Annotated in this window: 13 protein-coding genes; 8 read left to right on the plus strand and 5 right to left on the minus strand. The window is 40.5% G+C overall.

Translation table 11 applies throughout. The features are described from left to right. Nucleotides 1–8 precede the first annotated feature (8 nt). The 5 genes from leuA to O1Q80_RS08850 all read left to right on the plus strand — a co-directional run bounded on the left by leuA (nt 9) and on the right by O1Q80_RS08850 (nt 6,197). Nucleotides 9–1,562 (plus strand): 2-isopropylmalate synthase, encoded by a 1,554-nt coding sequence (gene leuA / locus O1Q80_RS08830; protein WP_386694560.1) that lies wholly within the window; start codon nt 9–11, stop codon nt 1,560–1,562. Nucleotides 1,563–1,743: 181 nt separating this feature from the next. Further along, the gene (gene leuB, locus O1Q80_RS08835; RefSeq protein WP_386694562.1) at nt 1,744–2,820 is read left to right on the plus strand and encodes a 3-isopropylmalate dehydrogenase; all 1,077 of its coding nucleotides are present in this window, start codon (nt 1,744–1,746) and stop codon (nt 2,818–2,820) included. Between the two features lie 45 nt (nt 2,821–2,865). Next, nucleotides 2,866–4,275, plus strand: a complete 1,410-nt coding sequence (leuC, locus tag O1Q80_RS08840) for a 3-isopropylmalate dehydratase large subunit (RefSeq protein ID WP_386694563.1) — start codon at nt 2,866–2,868, stop codon at nt 4,273–4,275. Between the two features lie 10 nt (nt 4,276–4,285). Continuing rightward, the gene (gene leuD / locus O1Q80_RS08845) at nt 4,286–4,888 is read left to right on the plus strand and encodes a 3-isopropylmalate dehydratase small subunit (RefSeq protein WP_386694565.1); all 603 of its coding nucleotides are present in this window, start codon (nt 4,286–4,288) and stop codon (nt 4,886–4,888) included. 313 nt (nt 4,889–5,201) lie between these two features. Then, complete coding sequence (locus tag O1Q80_RS08850) at nt 5,202–6,197, plus strand: amidohydrolase family protein (RefSeq protein WP_386687081.1); 996 nt, start codon at nt 5,202–5,204, stop codon at nt 6,195–6,197. A gap of 161 nt (nt 6,198–6,358) precedes the next feature. On the opposite strand, the gene O1Q80_RS08855 is transcribed toward O1Q80_RS08850, so the two are convergent. The 5 genes from O1Q80_RS08855 to cysI are packed head-to-tail and all read right to left on the minus strand — an operon-like array spanning nt 6,359 to nt 12,986. Further along, nucleotides 6,359–6,604 carry a hypothetical protein gene (locus O1Q80_RS08855; RefSeq protein ID WP_386687083.1) on the minus strand — a complete coding sequence of 82 codons (246 nt, stop codon included), beginning with the start codon at nt 6,602–6,604 and terminating at the stop codon, nt 6,359–6,361. Nucleotides 6,605–6,614: 10 nt separating this feature from the next. After that, nucleotides 6,615–7,943 (minus strand): YeiH family protein, encoded by a 1,329-nt coding sequence (locus tag O1Q80_RS08860; protein WP_386694567.1) that lies wholly within the window; start codon nt 7,941–7,943, stop codon nt 6,615–6,617. A 13-nt stretch (nt 7,944–7,956) separates the two neighbouring features. Further along, the gene (locus tag O1Q80_RS08865) at nt 7,957–9,726 is read right to left on the minus strand and encodes an assimilatory sulfite reductase (NADPH) flavoprotein subunit (RefSeq protein WP_386694569.1); all 1,770 of its coding nucleotides are present in this window, start codon (nt 9,724–9,726) and stop codon (nt 7,957–7,959) included. A gap of 17 nt (nt 9,727–9,743) precedes the next feature. Then, complete coding sequence (cysG, locus tag O1Q80_RS08870; protein ID WP_386687089.1) at nt 9,744–11,198, minus strand: siroheme synthase CysG; 1,455 nt, start codon at nt 11,196–11,198, stop codon at nt 9,744–9,746. A 12-nt stretch (nt 11,199–11,210) separates the two neighbouring features. Next, nucleotides 11,211–12,986 carry an assimilatory sulfite reductase (NADPH) hemoprotein subunit gene (gene cysI, locus O1Q80_RS08875; protein ID WP_386694571.1) on the minus strand — a complete coding sequence of 592 codons (1,776 nt, stop codon included), beginning with the start codon at nt 12,984–12,986 and terminating at the stop codon, nt 11,211–11,213. A gap of 272 nt (nt 12,987–13,258) precedes the next feature. Between cysI and O1Q80_RS08880 the strand changes: the two genes are divergently transcribed. The 3 genes from O1Q80_RS08880 to O1Q80_RS08890 all read left to right on the plus strand — a co-directional run bounded on the left by O1Q80_RS08880 (nt 13,259) and on the right by O1Q80_RS08890 (nt 15,410). After that, entirely contained in the window at nt 13,259–13,651 is a 393-nt protein-coding gene (locus O1Q80_RS08880) for a type II toxin-antitoxin system RelE/ParE family toxin (protein ID WP_386687093.1), read from the plus strand. Further along, entirely contained in the window at nt 13,638–13,955 is a 318-nt protein-coding gene (locus O1Q80_RS08885) for a helix-turn-helix domain-containing protein (protein WP_386687095.1), read from the plus strand. Before O1Q80_RS08880 ends, O1Q80_RS08885 begins: the two co-directional genes overlap by 14 nt. Before the next feature lie 90 nt (nt 13,956–14,045). Further along, a complete protein-coding gene (locus O1Q80_RS08890) occupies nt 14,046–15,410 on the plus strand; it encodes a patatin-like phospholipase family protein (protein WP_386694573.1) in 1,365 nt (454 codons plus the stop codon). The last annotated feature ends 103 nt before the right edge of the window (nt 15,411–15,513 follow it).

A 15,513-nucleotide genomic window follows, 5' to 3' on the forward strand; every position in this document is an offset into this window, starting at 1 on the left:
ATGACATTATGGCAGCAAACAACATTATTATTTTTGATACCACCTTGCGAGATGGCGAACAGGCATTAAAAGCAAGTCTTACCGTAAAAGAAAAATTACAAATTGCTCTTGCCTTAGAACGATTAGGGGTGGATGTCATGGAAGTCGGATTTCCTGTTTCATCAGAGGGCGATTTTCTATCAGTACGTACGATTGCGGAAAATATTAAAAACAGCCGTGTTTGTGCCTTATCTCGTGCCGTAGATAAAGATATTGATGCGGCTTATGAAGCCTTGAAAGTGGCTGATGCTTATCGGATTCATACCTTTATTGCCAGTTCAGCGTTACACGTAGAAGCCAAATTAAAACGTTCTTTTGATGATGTGGTGGGTATGGCTGTGGCAGCAGTAAAACGTGCGAGAAATTATACCGATGATGTAGAATTTTCTTGTGAAGATGCAGGGCGTACAGGGATTGACAACATCTGTCGCATCGTGGAAGCTGCCATTTCCGCTGGTGCAACCACAGTCAATATTCCTGATACAGTAGGTTTTTGCTTACCAACCCAATATGGTGGCATTATGGCAGATGTGTTAAACCGTGTGCCAAACATTGATAAAGCGATTATCTCCGTGCATTGCCATAACGATTTGGGTATGGCAACCGCCAACTCGTTAACTGCGGTGTTAAATGGGGCAAGACAAATTGAATGTACCATTAATGGTATTGGTGAACGAGCAGGCAATACGGCGTTGGAAGAAGTGGTAATGGCGATTAAAACTCGTCAAGATATGTTTAACGGCTTAGATACCCGTATTAATACCCAAGAACTTCACCGTGTCAGCCAAATGGTGAGCCAACTTTGTAATATGCCAATTCAGCCGAATAAAGCCATTGTGGGCGATAATGCTTTTGCTCATTCATCAGGTATTCACCAAGACGGTATGTTGAAAAATAAAAACACCTACGAAATTATGTCGCCTGAAAGTATCGGTTTGAAAAAAGAAAAATTGAATTTAACTGCCCGTTCTGGGCGTGCGGCTGTGAAAGGTCACATGGCGGATATGGGTTACACCGAAGCAGATTACGATTTGGACAAATTATATGAGGCTTTCTTGAAATTGGCGGATAAGAAAGGTCAAGTGTTTGATTACGATTTAGAGGCATTAGCATTTATTGATATGCAACAAGGCGATGAAGATCGTTTAACTTTAGACGTGATCACTTCACAAACATTAAGTGGTTTACCTGCTTCAGCCTTTGTACAAGTGGCGTTAGACGGTTATCGTATTAATCAAGTTTCTAATGGCGGTAATGGTCCTGTGGATGCGGTGTATAATGCGATTATGCAAATTGTGGGTATGGATTTGAAAATGTCCCATTATAATTTAACCGCCAAAGGCGAGGGAGCAGAAGCACTTGGTCAAGTGGATATTGTAGTGGAATATGAAGGTCGCCGTTTCCATGGGGTCGGTCTTGCCACGGATATTGTGGAATCTTCCGCACTGGCGTTAATTCATGCGATTAATGCCATTTATCGTTCGCAAAAAGTGGCGAATTTGACCAAGAATTTGAAACATTAGTTTGGTGGGTTTTGCCCCCCTCAGTCCTGCGGACAGCTCCCCCCGCAAGCAGGGGGAGCGAACAAGATTACAATCTTCGAGTTCAAGCATTATTTTGCTCCCCTTTCTTGCGGGGGGAGCTGGGCGAAGCCCTGAGGGGGGCTTTATCAATGAATACATTAATTAAAAATAGGAAAACAAAATGTCAACATACAACGTAGCAGTTTTATCAGGCGACGGCATCGGTCCTGAAATTATGGCAGAAGCCATTAAAGTGTTAGATGTGGTACAACAAAAATACGGTTTTACATTAAATTACAACCATTTCAACGTAGGCGGTATTGCCATTGATAAACAAGGTTGTCCATTGCCTGAAAATACGTTGCAAGGCTGTGAGTCAGCGGATGCGATTTTATTTGGTTCAGTGGGTGGTCCAAAATGGGAAAACTTACCGCCAGATCAACAGCCTGAACGTGGAGCATTATTGCCGTTACGTAAACATTTTAAATTATTCAGTAATTTACGCCCTGCCACGCTGTACAAAGGTTTAGAAAAATTCTGTCCATTGCGTGCGGATATTGCCGAAACAGGCTTTGATATGGTAACAGTACGTGAATTAACTGGCGGGATTTATTTCGGTCAACCCAAAGGGCGTGAGGGCGAGGGTTCCCAAACTAAAGCCTTTGATACTGAAGTATATTACAAATACGAAATTGAACGTATTGCTAAAGTGGCCTTTGAAACCGCCATGAAGCGTAGCAAACACGTAACTTCAGTGGATAAAGCCAATGTGTTAATCAGCTCAATTTTATGGCGTGAAACGGTGAATGAAGTGGCAAAACAATATCCAGAAGTCAAATTAGATCATATTTATATTGATAACGCCACCATGCAGTTGATTAAACAGCCGTCTTTCTTTGACGTGCTACTCTGCTCCAATATTTTTGGCGATATTATTTCTGATGAATGTGCCATGATCACAGGTTCAATGGGGATGTTGCCGTCCGCCAGTCTAAATGAACAAGGCTTTGGCTTATACGAACCTGCTGGCGGTTCTGCCCCTGATATTGCAGGCAAAGGCATCGCCAACCCGATTGCTCAGATTTTATCGGCAGCTATGATGTTACGTCATAGTTTTAACCAAAACGAAGCCGCCACAGCCATTGAAAGTGCGGTGAAAAAAGTGTTAGCATCTGGACATAGAACGGCTGATTTAGCCGATAATAGCCAACCAGTTTCCACTAGTGAAATGGGAACGTTGATTGCTAACGCCATTTAAAAAAATACAACCCAACGAATTAACAAAACCTAACGAGAAATAAAAATGGGAAAAACACTCTACCAAAAATTATTCGACAGCCATGTGGTGTATGAAGCAGATGGCGAAACGCCGATTCTGTATATTAACCGCCATTTGATCCATGAAGTCACCAGTCCGCAAGCCTTTGACGGCTTGCGAGTGGCACATCGTCAAGTTCGCCAAGTCAATAAAACCTTTGGCACCATGGATCACAGTATTTCTACCCAAGTACGTGATGTGAATAAACTTGAAGGTCAAGCTAAAATTCAAGTACTTGAATTAGAAAAAAACTGTAAAGCAACAGGTATTGAATTGTTTGATATGAACACCAAACAACAAGGTATTGTTCACGTTATGGGACCTGAACAAGGTTTAACTTTACCGGGTATGACCATTGTTTGCGGTGATTCGCATACCGCCACACATGGGGCATTTGGAGCATTAGCGTTCGGCATCGGTACCTCCGAAGTAGAACACGTGCTTGCCACCCAAACCCTAAAACAAGCACGTGCCAAAAGTATGAAAATTGAAGTGCGTGGCAAAGTCAATGCTGGCATTACCGCCAAAGACATCGTGTTAGCCATTATCGGCAAAACCACCATGGCAGGCGGAACAGGTTATGTGGTCGAATTCTGTGGTGAAGCCATTCGTGATCTTTCCATGGAGGGGCGTATGACAGTATGCAACATGGCTATTGAATTAGGTGCCAAAGCAGGACTTGTTGCACCAGATGAAACCACATTTGCTTATTTAAAAGATCGCCAACACGCACCGAAAGGTAAAGATTGGGACGATGCTTTAGCTTATTGGAAAACCTTAAAAACTGATGATGATGCCGAATTTGATGCGGTGGTAACATTAGAAGCCAAGGATATTGCTCCACAAGTAACTTGGGGAACCAACCCAGGGCAAGTCATTGGCATTAATCAGCCCGTGCCAAATCCAAAAGATATGCAAGATCCCGTGGCTCGTGCTTCTGCTGAAAAAGCCTTAGCTTATATCGGGTTAGAACCCAATACAGATTTAACTAAAGTGGAAGTGGATCAAGTCTTTATCGGTTCTTGCACGAACTCTCGGATTGAAGATTTGCGTGAAGCCGCCGCCGTAATGAAAGGACGTAAAAAAGCCGATAACGTCAAACGTGTACTCGTAGTGCCAGGTTCGGGATTAGTAAAAGAACAGGCGGAAAAAGAAGGATTAGATAAAATCTTTATTGAAGCTGGTGCAGAATGGCGTAACCCTGGTTGTTCCATGTGTTTAGGTATGAATGATGACCGTTTAGGTGAATGGGAACGTTGTGCCTCCACATCTAACCGTAACTTTGAAGGTCGTCAAGGTCGAAACGGTCGTACCCACTTAGTTAGCCCAGCTATGGCTGCGGCGGCTGCGGTGTTTGGTAAATTTGTCGATATTCGTGATGTAACATTAAATTAAGGAGCAAAAAATGGCAGGATTTAAACAACTTTCAGGCTTAGTGGTTCCTCTTGATGTGGCGAATGTGGATACCGATGCGATTATTCCAAAACAATTTTTACAAGCCATTACACGGGTCGGATTTGGTAAACACTTATTCCACGAATGGCGTTATCTTGATGTTGAGGGAACCAAATCCAATCCCGAATTTGTGTTGAACTATCCACAATATCAAGGAGCAACCATTCTACTTGCTCGCAAAAATTTAGGTTGTGGATCTTCGCGTGAACACGCCCCATGGGCATTAGCAGATTATGGTTTTAAAGCGATGATCGCCCCTAGCTTTGCAGATATTTTCTATAACAACAGCTTAAACAATCACATGCTACCAGTACGTTTAAGCGAACAAGAAGTAGAAGAAATTTTTCAATGGGTATGGGCGAATACAGGCAAAGAAATTCAAATTGATCTGGAAGCCATGACTGTGACCACGGGCGACAAAGTCTATCATTTTGAACTAGACGAATTTCGCCGTCATTGCTTATTAAATGGCTTAGATAATATCGGGTTAACCTTGCAACACGAAGACAAAATTGCGGAATACGAAAGTAAAATTCCCGCATTTTTGCGTTAAAAATCAATAAAAAAACACCGCAGTTTAAAGAGAAAATCCAAAAACTGCGGTGTTTTTTCAAGTAATTTTCTGATTAACACTAGCCTTTTCGATCATAAAGTTTTATACTGCATGCCTAGTATCAACTCGGACTAGACAGCAATGTTATTAATGAAAAATCAGCGAATTTTTTATAACATTCCCACTCAATTTATCAATGAATGTTCATTGAGCGTATGTGTATTTTCTATTAATAAGCATTCTTTTATTAGCGAGAATGTTAACAACTTGCTCCCCTATCCGCACTATTCACTTCTACCATTATGGAATATTTATGAAAAATCACGTTCGTAGTTTTAAAACCTACATTAGAGATGAAATTATCAAAAAAGGCGGTTGGGTAAACTCTCATGCTCATGCTGACCGTGCCTTTACCATGACACCTGAAAAAATCAGTATTTACCACAGCTGTAATTTACAACAAAAATGGGATCTGGTGGATGAAGTTAAACGGACATCCACCGTAGAACATTATTATGCTCGTTTTAGTCAAGCCATTGAGCTAATGATTTCGCAAGGGGTCACAGCGTTTGGTACATTCGTGGATATTGATCCCGTCTGTGAAGATCGTGCGATTATTGCGGCACATAAAGCTCGAGAAGTGTATAAAAGCGACATTGTGTTGAAATTTGCCAACCAAACCTTAAAAGGGGTGATTGAGCCAACCGCAAGAAAATGGTTTGATATTGGTTCAGACATGGTAGATATGATCGGTGGCTTACCCTATCGTGATGAATTAGATTATGGTCGTGGTTTAGAAGCCATGGATATTTTACTTGATAAAGCCAAATCTTTGGGGATTATGTGTCATGTTCACGTGGATCAATTTAATACCCCAAAAGAAAAAGAAACCGAGCAACTTTGTGATAAAACCATTGAGCATGGTATGCAAGGACGTGTCGTCGCCATTCATGGGATTTCGATTGGTGCCCACTCCAAAACTTACCGCTACAATTTGTATAAAAAAATGCGTGAAGCACAAATGATGATGATCGCTTGTCCGATGGCATGGATTGATAGTAACCGTAAAGAAGAATTGATGCCATTCCATAATGCCTTAACACCAGCCGATGAAATGATCCCTGAGGGTATCACGGTCGCCATTGGCACCGATAATATTTGTGATTATATGGTGCCATTGTGTGAGGGTGATATGTGGCAAGAACTTAGCTTGCTAGCTGCAGGTTGCCGTTTCCCAAATTTAGAAGAAATGGTCAATATTGCCAGTATTAATGGGCGTAAAGTATTAGGTTTAGATCCGATTAAATAATCCCTGTCTTGTTAAAAGTCCCCTGAAAAATTCAGGGGATTATTATTGGGTTAGTATTGTTGCTAACTGGGATTACAATAATTAGGTTTATCTAAATTCCGCTAAAAAACACCGCACTTTCATGTTAAACCATACATTAAAGTACGCTTCATTTTGGTTTGTTATAAAAACCCCCAACTTCGTTGATATTCTAAGGAAATCTGAAATTCATTATCCAAAAAACCTTGCTGGCGAAGTTGTTGTTTTGCTTGTTCAGCTTCAATACTATAGCTACAAGCCTGCCACTTATCAGCATTATATGCAATAGCATAATTGTTACTTTGCAAAAATTGCAATAATGCCTGATTTCTAATATGTTGAAATGGTAAGCTGCTTTTAATACTCGTTTTGAAATTAACCATACTCATATCTAGTTCCTTATAGACTTGTCCAGAAAGAAACAAAAACATGATTAGATAACCAATATCCCAATGGTAAATTGATTGCCACCCCAAAACTAAAGGCTAAAATTGGTTTTATTCCAACTGCGGCTAAATCACGAAAACGGGTGGTTAAGCCGATACTCAAGAATGTCAAAGTAAAGAACCAACCACGCAGATTTTTTAAGGTTGATAATACTTCTTTACTATAACCTGTGGATTGTGCATCGGGTAAAACCGAAATGAATAGCGTGGTTAATAGAGAGGCAACAAAAAAGCCGATAATAAATTTCGGAAAACGACGCCAAATTTCAGCGGCATCTACTCGCTCACTTTCAGAAGATGTTTTTCGTTCCCAGACGGTAACAGACAAAATTGCCACTAAAAATGCCCATACCCCCACAAACATATCACGCCCGATCACTTTCATTAAGGTGAATGCCTGTGTGGCAGCTTCGTGTCCAATCGCTTCTGCTGCGGCGAAACCAGCGGCATCAGCAAATTCCGATGTACCAATCCACGCACCAGCAACACCCGCAGGCAAACCAAGTGCATTACATAAAACAGGTAAAATAAAGATCATTGCCACAGCCCAAACCACAACCAGAGAAATGGATACTGAAACATGTTCCTGTTTAGCTCGACAAGCTCCCCCAATAGCAATCGCACCAGATACCCCACAAATTGATCCACCAGCACCTAAACAGGCGGCAAAACGTCTATCTAAACCCAATTTTACCGCTGCCCAATAAATGCTGCCAAATGTAACAAAGGAAACAATTAAGGCTTGTCCAATAGCGGCACCACCTGCTTTGAGAATAATCGTAAATGGTAAGGTTGCCCCCATTAAAATAATGCCTGTTTTGACATAATATTCAGTGCGTAACGCTTCTTGAAACCATTGCGGTAATTTTAAAAAATTACCTAACATCAAGCCAATAAACAATGCCACTAAAGGACTTTCTAATTGCCATGATTTTAATGTTTTATTGGCACTAATAATTAAAATTAACACCGCCAAAACATACAATAAACTAAATCCTTTTAAAAAAGTTTTACTATTATAACCTAATTGCTTGGCACCTAATGTTAAACTGCCTGCCAGTAAAAAATATAATAGCAAGAAAGCTGGAATTTTAGCTGGAAGTTTATCTACTAATTGTTCCACATTTACCCACGATGGCACAGAAACTGCAAAGTAAGGTAAAATACTATTTAAACCAATTAAATAGAAAAGGCTTGCAACGAATAAAAAACCAAGGCTAATAATAATCGCCCAGCCATCTTCTTTTCTAAACCAACGTAAGGCATTTTGTTTATCAGTCATCATTATGCTCCTATTAATAAACATCTCGCTGATAGCGTTTTGCTTGACGCAATTCATCTAAATATTCATCTGCATCTTCAACACTTAATTTGCCTTGTTCGGCAATCACATCAAGCAAGGCTTTTTCCACATCTTTTGCCATTTTATTGGCATCACCGCACACATAAATATGTGAGCCATTTTGCAACCATTGCCAAATATCCGCAGCATTTTCACGAATTTTATCTTGTACATAAATTTTCTCGTCTTGATCCCTTGACCAAGCAAAGCTGTATTTATGTAAATAACCGTCTTTAGCAAAGGTTTGCCATTCGGTTTGATATAAGAAATCTTCACTAAAATGCGGATTACCAAAGATTAACCAGTTTTTCCCCGTGGCTTCATCGGCTGCACGCTGTTGTACAAAGGCTCGGAACGGTGCAATGCCCGTACCCGCACCAATCATAATAATAGGGGTTTCACTATTTTCTGGTAATCTAAAATTATTATTCTGCTCCACGAAAACCCCTATGGCTCCATCTTCTTCTGCACGTTCCGCCAGATAATGGGAAGCACAACCTTGCCGCTCAATTTCGTCATCTTGATAACGCACCACGCCCACGGTTAAATGCACTTCATCGCCCACTTCCGCTTGACTGGAAGCAATGGAATAAAGACGCGGTGTGAGTGGTCGCAATAACGCCACAAATTGTTCAGCGGTTAATTTTGCAGGAAAATGATTAAGCAAATGCACAATCGGGTGTTGGCTTGCAAAAACTTGTGGATTTTGCACCGCACTTTCTGGCAGTTGAGCAAATTCCGCATAACCTTTCACAAACTGCGGTGTATTTTGGGTGATTTCTAAATCTTCAATTAAGGCTTGGCGTAAGGCTTTATTTTGCTGTTTGATAACCACGGTTTCATCACCTGTTAAAGCTAACGCGGTCAGAATTTCATCAACCAAGGCAGGATCATTATTTGCCCACACCCCTAAGGCATCACCCGCTTGGTAGCTTAAGCCAGAACCACTCAAATCAAATTCAATATGGCGAACATCTTTATCTGAATTTCTGCCTGTAATTTTTTGTCGGGTGACTAGAGTAGCTGGAAATGGATTTTCTTTATTATAAACAGATGTCGGCGTTGCACTTGCTGTTACACTTGGCACAGCAGTGGTGCTACTACTCTGCGATGTTTGATTTAATTGAAGCAAAACTGGCACAATACGATCAATCCAGCCTTCTGCGGTGGCTTGATAGTCCAAATCGCAGTCTTGACGATCTAACAAACGACTTGCCCCTAATTCCGCCAAACGCTGATCAAACTCCACAGCGGCACCACAGAAATGTTCGTAACTGCTATCACCTAACCCCAGCACAGCAAATCTGACACTGTCTAATTTAGGGGCTTTTTTGCCAAACAGGAATTTATGTAAACTCACTGCTTCTTCTGGTGGTTCGCCCTCGCCTTGGGTAGAAGTGAGCAACAATACGACATCTTCTTCGGCTAAATTTTTGGTTTTATAATCGCCAATATTAATCTGTTTTACCGATAAATTTTGAGCTTGTAACCGTTCCACCAATAAATTTGCAATTTTGCGAGTATTACCTGTTTGTGAAGCGGATAATACGCTAATCGATAAAGGTTTGACTGTTGGTGCAATGGCTGTCGCAATATTTTCTACGGCGGTGGTTGCCACGTTATTATTTTCAGTTTTTGCCCAACAATAACCTGATAACCAAGCGAATTGTGTTGGTGATAAATTTTGTAATTGTTGAATGATTTCGTTAGGAATAATACTCATAATACATCTCTTATTCGTTATGCTGCCAATTTTTCAGGCGGTAATGCCACAATATCATCTAATTTAAATGCGGTTGCAGAGCCGACAAATTGTTGGGCTTGCTGACCAAACCAAGCTAATTCTGGTTGTAATGCAACCGTTTCCCCAATCACAATTAAGGCAGGTGATGGTGCATGTTCTGCCAGTTTCGCTAAGTCTGCTAATTTCCCAGCAAAGATCTGTTGTGTTGGCAAGGTGCCGTGACTAATCACTGCTACTGGCGTATCAGGCGAACGCCCATGAATTTGCAGATTCTCTGCCAGATCCGCCGCTTTAATGGTTCCCATATAGACTGCAAGGGTTTGATTACCTTGAGCCAAGGTTTGCCACGTCAGATTTTTGCCATCGGGTTTGGTATGTCCTGTGATAAACATAGTGGTTTGAGCGTAATTACGGTGGGTTAATGGAATCCCAGCATAAGCCGTTGCCCCCAATGCTGCAGTAATCCCCGGCACGACTTCAAACGGAATATTTTCCGCTTTTAGCACTTCTAATTCTTCCCCACCACGACCAAACACAAAAGGATCGCCACCTTTTAAACGCACGACACGTTTGCCTTGTTTAGCATATTTCACTAATAAGCGATTGGTTTCTTCCTGTTGCACACTGTGGCTACCCGCACGTTTCCCCACCGAAATTTTTTCCGCATCACGGCGAACTAAATCTAGCACTTGTTCTGATACCAACGCATCATAAAGCACAATATCTGCCTGTTGAATACGTTGTAATCCTTTCAAGGTTAATAAGCCACTATCCCCCGGACCTGCTCCCACTAAAGACACTTCACCTACCCGAGTTAATTCACGGCTTAAGGATTGTTGCAACAAGGTTTCTGCTGGCTGAATTTGCTGATTATCGGTTAAACGTTGGAAATCTGCCGATTGGAACAGTTGTTCCCAAAAACGGCGACGTTGGGTGATATGTGGAAAACGTTGTTTCACTTGCGAACGAAAACGCTGGGCAATGGTTGCCATGGTGCCAATATTTTTCGGTAATAAGGCTTCTAATTTTTCCCGTAATAAGCGAATTAATACAGGTGCCGTTCCACCACTTGAAATGGCAATTTGCACTGGACTACGGTCAATAATAGACGGAAAAATAAAGTTACAATGTTCCTGTTCGTCCACCACATTGACTAAACGACAACGTTGTTCCGCTGCATTAAAAATACGTTTATTCAGTCCTACATCATCGGTAGCGGCGATGACTAAATACACGCGATCAAGCTGTTCTTCGGCGAAATGGCTGGCAATATGCTCAATTTTGCCTAAATCTTTCAGATTTTGCACCGCACTATTTAGCCGTTCTGCCACCACTTTAATACTGGCGTTAGCTTTTAATAACGCTTCAATTTTACGTAATGCTACCGAGCCGCCCCCGACAACTAACACAGGACGATTTTTCAGTTCAGCAAAAAATGGAAAATAATTCATCGTAGTCCCCTTTTATGCTGCTTGCAATGTAACAACTTTACTGGCGTCCCAGAAATCCACGGGAGCATTTACCACAGGTTTCACAATTCCCGTCCGAATGGCGAAATCACCAAAACCCTCTTTTACTTGACGATTTTGTACCCAATCCGCTAACCAACCATCAATAATGGTTAGAATTTCATCTTCAGTAATATTTTCCTTAAATAAACGGGGAATTCTGGTGCCTTGTAAATTACCGCCGACATGTAAGTTATAACGTCCGATAGCTTTACCGACCAAACCGATTTCCGCCAACATTGCTCGTCCACAACCATTTGGACAGCCTGTTACTCGTAATACAATATGCTCATCACTTAAACCATGTTTGGCAAACAGTACATCAATTTTATCGGTAAATGGCGGTAAAAAACGTTCTGCTTCTGCCATTGCCAACGGACAAGTTGGCAAGGATACACAAGCCATACTATTTTCACGTTGTTTAGTGGTTCTCTCATCGATCAGTTTATGCTCACGAGCAATTTGTTCAATTTTCGCTTTATCTCGAGCAGATACATTTGCCACAATCAAATTTTGGTTAGCGGTTAAACGGAAATCCCCTTTATGGATTTTGGCGATTTCTCGCACGCCCGTTTTTAACGGACGATCGGGATAATCAAGCAGGCGACCATTCTCAATAAACAAAGTCAAATGCCACTTTTTATCTTCCCCTTGCACCCAACCGATACGGTCGCCACGTGAAGTAAATTCATAGGGTTTAATCGGTTCGAATTTGCTTTCCATGCGATTTTCCACTTCATGAATAAAATTCTCTACTCCATGATTTTGTAAGGTATAACGAGTACGTGCATTTTTACGATCCGCCCGATTACCCCAATCTCGTTGTACTGACACAATAGAAGCTGCACAATCCAGCACTTTGTCTAAGCCGACAAAACCAAATTCATAGGCAGTATTCGGATAAGTTTTGGTATTGCCATGTTCCATCGACAAACCACCACCCACTAATACATTAAAGCCAATCAATTTGCCATTTTCACCAATCGCCACAAAATTCATATCATTCGCATGTAAATCCACATCATTATGGGGAGGAATAACCACCGCAGTTTTAAATTTACGCGGTAAATAATTTTTACCTAATACTGGCTCGGTTTTATCACCACTATTGGCTTTTTCAACTACTGGCACTTTAGGTTGGGTTTCGGTGCTTAATACTTTTTCGCCATCTAGCCAAATATCCGCATAAGCCGTGGTTTTAGGTAATAAATGCTCACTGATTTTGGTTGCCCAACGATAGGCTTCGGCATGCAACTTGCTTTCCACGGGATTGGAAGTACAAAGTACATTACGGTTTACGTCCGCCGCTGTGGCAATAGAATCTAAGCCTAATTGATGTAACCACTGGTGCATAGGTTTGATATTCGTTTTCAGCACACCGTGGTATTGGAAAGTTTGACGGTTGGTAATCCGAATCGAACCATAGCTTGTATGTTCCGTAGCAAATTGGTCGATACCAAGCCATTGTTTCGGTGAAATAATCCCCCCTGGTAAACGGCAACGTAGCATCACATTTTTATTCGGCTCAAGTTTTTGTTCTAAACGTTCGGCACGAATATCACGGTCGTCCTGTTCATACATACCGTGAAAGCGGATCAGTTGGAAGTTATCCCCCTTAAAACCGCCAGTAATTTGTTCACCTAAATCATTGGAAATTGTACCGTGTAAATAGTCACTTTGGTCTTTTAAACGTTCGTTATCGGAAAGTTTTGGTTTTTGTTCATTGCTCATAGCTAGCCCCCCCACAGGATAAAATTCGGTTAGGTTAATAGAAAAATAAATCTGACTAGATCATATAAGAAAGGCGGGATAGAAAAGAAATAATCTTTTGCTGTTAGTTATATAAAAAAGTTATAAAAACCATATTAATGCTGCTGAGAAACAATGTAACTGCTAATTTTGTGATCCCCATTCCAAAATCCACAATCTATTGTAGGCAAAATGATACGGTTCTTTTATCGTGAAAATCCTATTGCACTCACGAGAAAGATGACAGATAATTTATGCGACTATTTAAAACCAAATCCTTTGCTGCTTTTGCAGATAAAAACAGAATTGACGACAGTTTATTGATCGATGCCGTTATTCGGGCAGAAAAAGGCTTGATTGATGCCAATCTTGGTGGCAATGTGATTAAACAACGCATTGCTAAACAAGGACAAGGGAAATCCTCGGGGTATCGATCATTGATATTCTACAAAATTCGGGGAAATTGCTTTTTTGTGTCTATTTTTGAGAAAAATGATCTTGAGAATATCTCCCAAGAAACTTTAGACAACTTAAAGAAAATGGCTAAAATGTACAAGGAAGATCATGAGATTGTAGAACTGCATATCAAACAGAAAAGTTTGATTGAGATTTTTACCAATAAGGGAAAGAACGATGAAATACAATAACATAATAGATCAACAAATCCACGAACATATTGCGGATCTATATGAACATGGCTTGGTTGATGAAAAAGTGATGAAAGAATTTGATGAGCGTTGTCTTGTAGCAGAACAACCTCAAACACTTTCTAGCAATGAGATCATGAAAATCCGAGAAAAAGAAGGCTTTTCTCAAACCGCATTTGCTCACCGTTTAAATGTCAGCAAAAATATCGTTGCGGCTTGGGAACGTGGTACTAGAACGCCGAAAGGGGCTGCCTTAAAATTATTGACTTTAGTGCAACAAAAAGGCATTGAAGCGATTGTTTAAGCTCCCTCGATAAAACAGTATAAAAAACAAACTTTCTGATATACTTCGGAAAGTTTGTTTTTTTAACGAAAAGAAAAGGAAAATAATCTAATGAAATCACTGCATAAATTGGCTCTGATTAGTGCAACTTTATTTTTAACCGCTTGTAATGCGGTGCAATATCAACCCCTTGCGACTATTGATAAAGTGGATCCATTAAAGGGTTATCGTCTTCAACAAGTCATGCAAGAGAAATTTAATGATCAAACCATTGTTGCCATTATGTTCTCTGGCGGTGGCACTCGTGCCGCGGCTTTTGGTTATGGTGTTTTAGAAGAGTTAAATAATCATCCAATTACTTTAGACGGAAAACCAACTAATTTAATTGATAATGTGGATATGGTCTATGGTGTTTCGGGTGGATCAATACTTGCTATTTATTATTCATTGTATGGCAAGGAAACGATTCCGAATTTTGAGAAAAAATTCTTAAAACAAAATTTCCAAAAATTAATGGTCAATCAAACGCTTTCCTTTGCCAATATGCCGAGATTGTTCTCCCCTGAATTTGGGCGAGGTGATTTGTTGCAAGAACAGTTTGAAATTACCTTGTTTGGCAATAAAACCTTTGGCGATTTAGCCACGAAACGTAACGGACCTTTTGCGGTGATTAGTGCTACCGATATGTCTATTGGTCGCAGACTAGATTTTACCCAAGAACAGTTTGATACTATGTGTCTTGATTTATCCAAATTGCCCCTTGCTCGAGCCGTGGCGGCATCAAGTGCGGTGCCTTTAGTCTTTTCACCACTTACCTTGAATAATAATGGTGGTAATTGTCACTATGAGCTATCTAAAGAGTTAAAAGATAGTTTAGATGCAGATCCTAATAGTTTGCAAAATGAGTCACGTCAGCAATATATTCGCCAATTACAGCAATACGCCAACAGCCAAGATCGCCCTTATATTCATTTATTAGACGGTGGGTTGACCGATAATTTAGGGATTAAGAGTTTATTAGAAACTCAAGAAGTCGCACCTGAAAGTGCCATTCGTAAACGATTACAAAGCAGCAATATCAAACGGATTATTATCATCAGCGTCAATGCCCAAAACCAAATTAGCACTGAAATTGATAAAACCGCTGAAATACCTAGTTTTTCCGATCAAGCCACGGCGGTTATTGACGTGCCGATTGATCAAACCTCACAAACCAGTTTAAACCGTTTCCGTGCGGTGGTTGATGCTCGTAATGAAGAATTAGCCAAGATAAAAGGTAATAAAGCTGGCATCTATTTTATTAGCTTAAATTTACGTGATTTACCTGATAGCCAAGCGGAATTTCGCCAACGAATGTTAAATTTGCCGACCAGTTTTTACTTACCAACTGACGACATTAATAATTTAAAAATGGCAGCCAAAATTTTATTAAATCAATCTAAAGAATATCAGCGGTTGCTAAAGGATGCGAAATAAGGCTAAAGCCCTATTTGACTTGACTTGACTTGACTTGACTTGACTTGACTTGACTTGACTTGACTATTATACAACTTAGTATTAAAATTCGCCAATCCTAAAT

Source organism: Lonepinella sp. MS14435, from assembly GCF_042485795.1.
In the GTDB taxonomy this organism is placed as follows: domain Bacteria; phylum Pseudomonadota; class Gammaproteobacteria; order Enterobacterales; family Pasteurellaceae; genus Lonepinella.

Coding starts and splice junctions, on each gene's coding strand:
- leuB (WP_386694562.1), top strand. CDS start 1,744: ATGTCAACATACAACGTAGCAGTTTTATCAGGCGACGGCATCGGTCCT.
- cysG (WP_386687089.1), bottom strand. CDS start 11,198: ATGAATTATTTTCCATTTTTTGCTGAACTGAAAAATCGTCCTGTGTTA.
- O1Q80_RS08890 (WP_386694573.1), top strand. CDS start 14,046: ATGAAATCACTGCATAAATTGGCTCTGATTAGTGCAACTTTATTTTTA.
- leuD (WP_386694565.1), top strand. CDS start 4,286: ATGGCAGGATTTAAACAACTTTCAGGCTTAGTGGTTCCTCTTGATGTG.
- O1Q80_RS08885 (WP_386687095.1), top strand. CDS start 13,638: ATGAAATACAATAACATAATAGATCAACAAATCCACGAACATATTGCG.
- O1Q80_RS08855 (WP_386687083.1), bottom strand. CDS start 6,604: ATGAGTATGGTTAATTTCAAAACGAGTATTAAAAGCAGCTTACCATTT.
- cysI (WP_386694571.1), bottom strand. CDS start 12,986: ATGAGCAATGAACAAAAACCAAAACTTTCCGATAACGAACGTTTAAAA.
- O1Q80_RS08860 (WP_386694567.1), bottom strand. CDS start 7,943: ATGACTGATAAACAAAATGCCTTACGTTGGTTTAGAAAAGAAGATGGC.
- leuA (WP_386694560.1), top strand. CDS start 9: ATGGCAGCAAACAACATTATTATTTTTGATACCACCTTGCGAGATGGC.
- leuC (WP_386694563.1), top strand. CDS start 2,866: ATGGGAAAAACACTCTACCAAAAATTATTCGACAGCCATGTGGTGTAT.
- O1Q80_RS08850 (WP_386687081.1), top strand. CDS start 5,202: ATGAAAAATCACGTTCGTAGTTTTAAAACCTACATTAGAGATGAAATT.
- O1Q80_RS08880 (WP_386687093.1), top strand. CDS start 13,259: ATGCGACTATTTAAAACCAAATCCTTTGCTGCTTTTGCAGATAAAAAC.
- O1Q80_RS08865 (WP_386694569.1), bottom strand. CDS start 9,726: ATGAGTATTATTCCTAACGAAATCATTCAACAATTACAAAATTTATCA.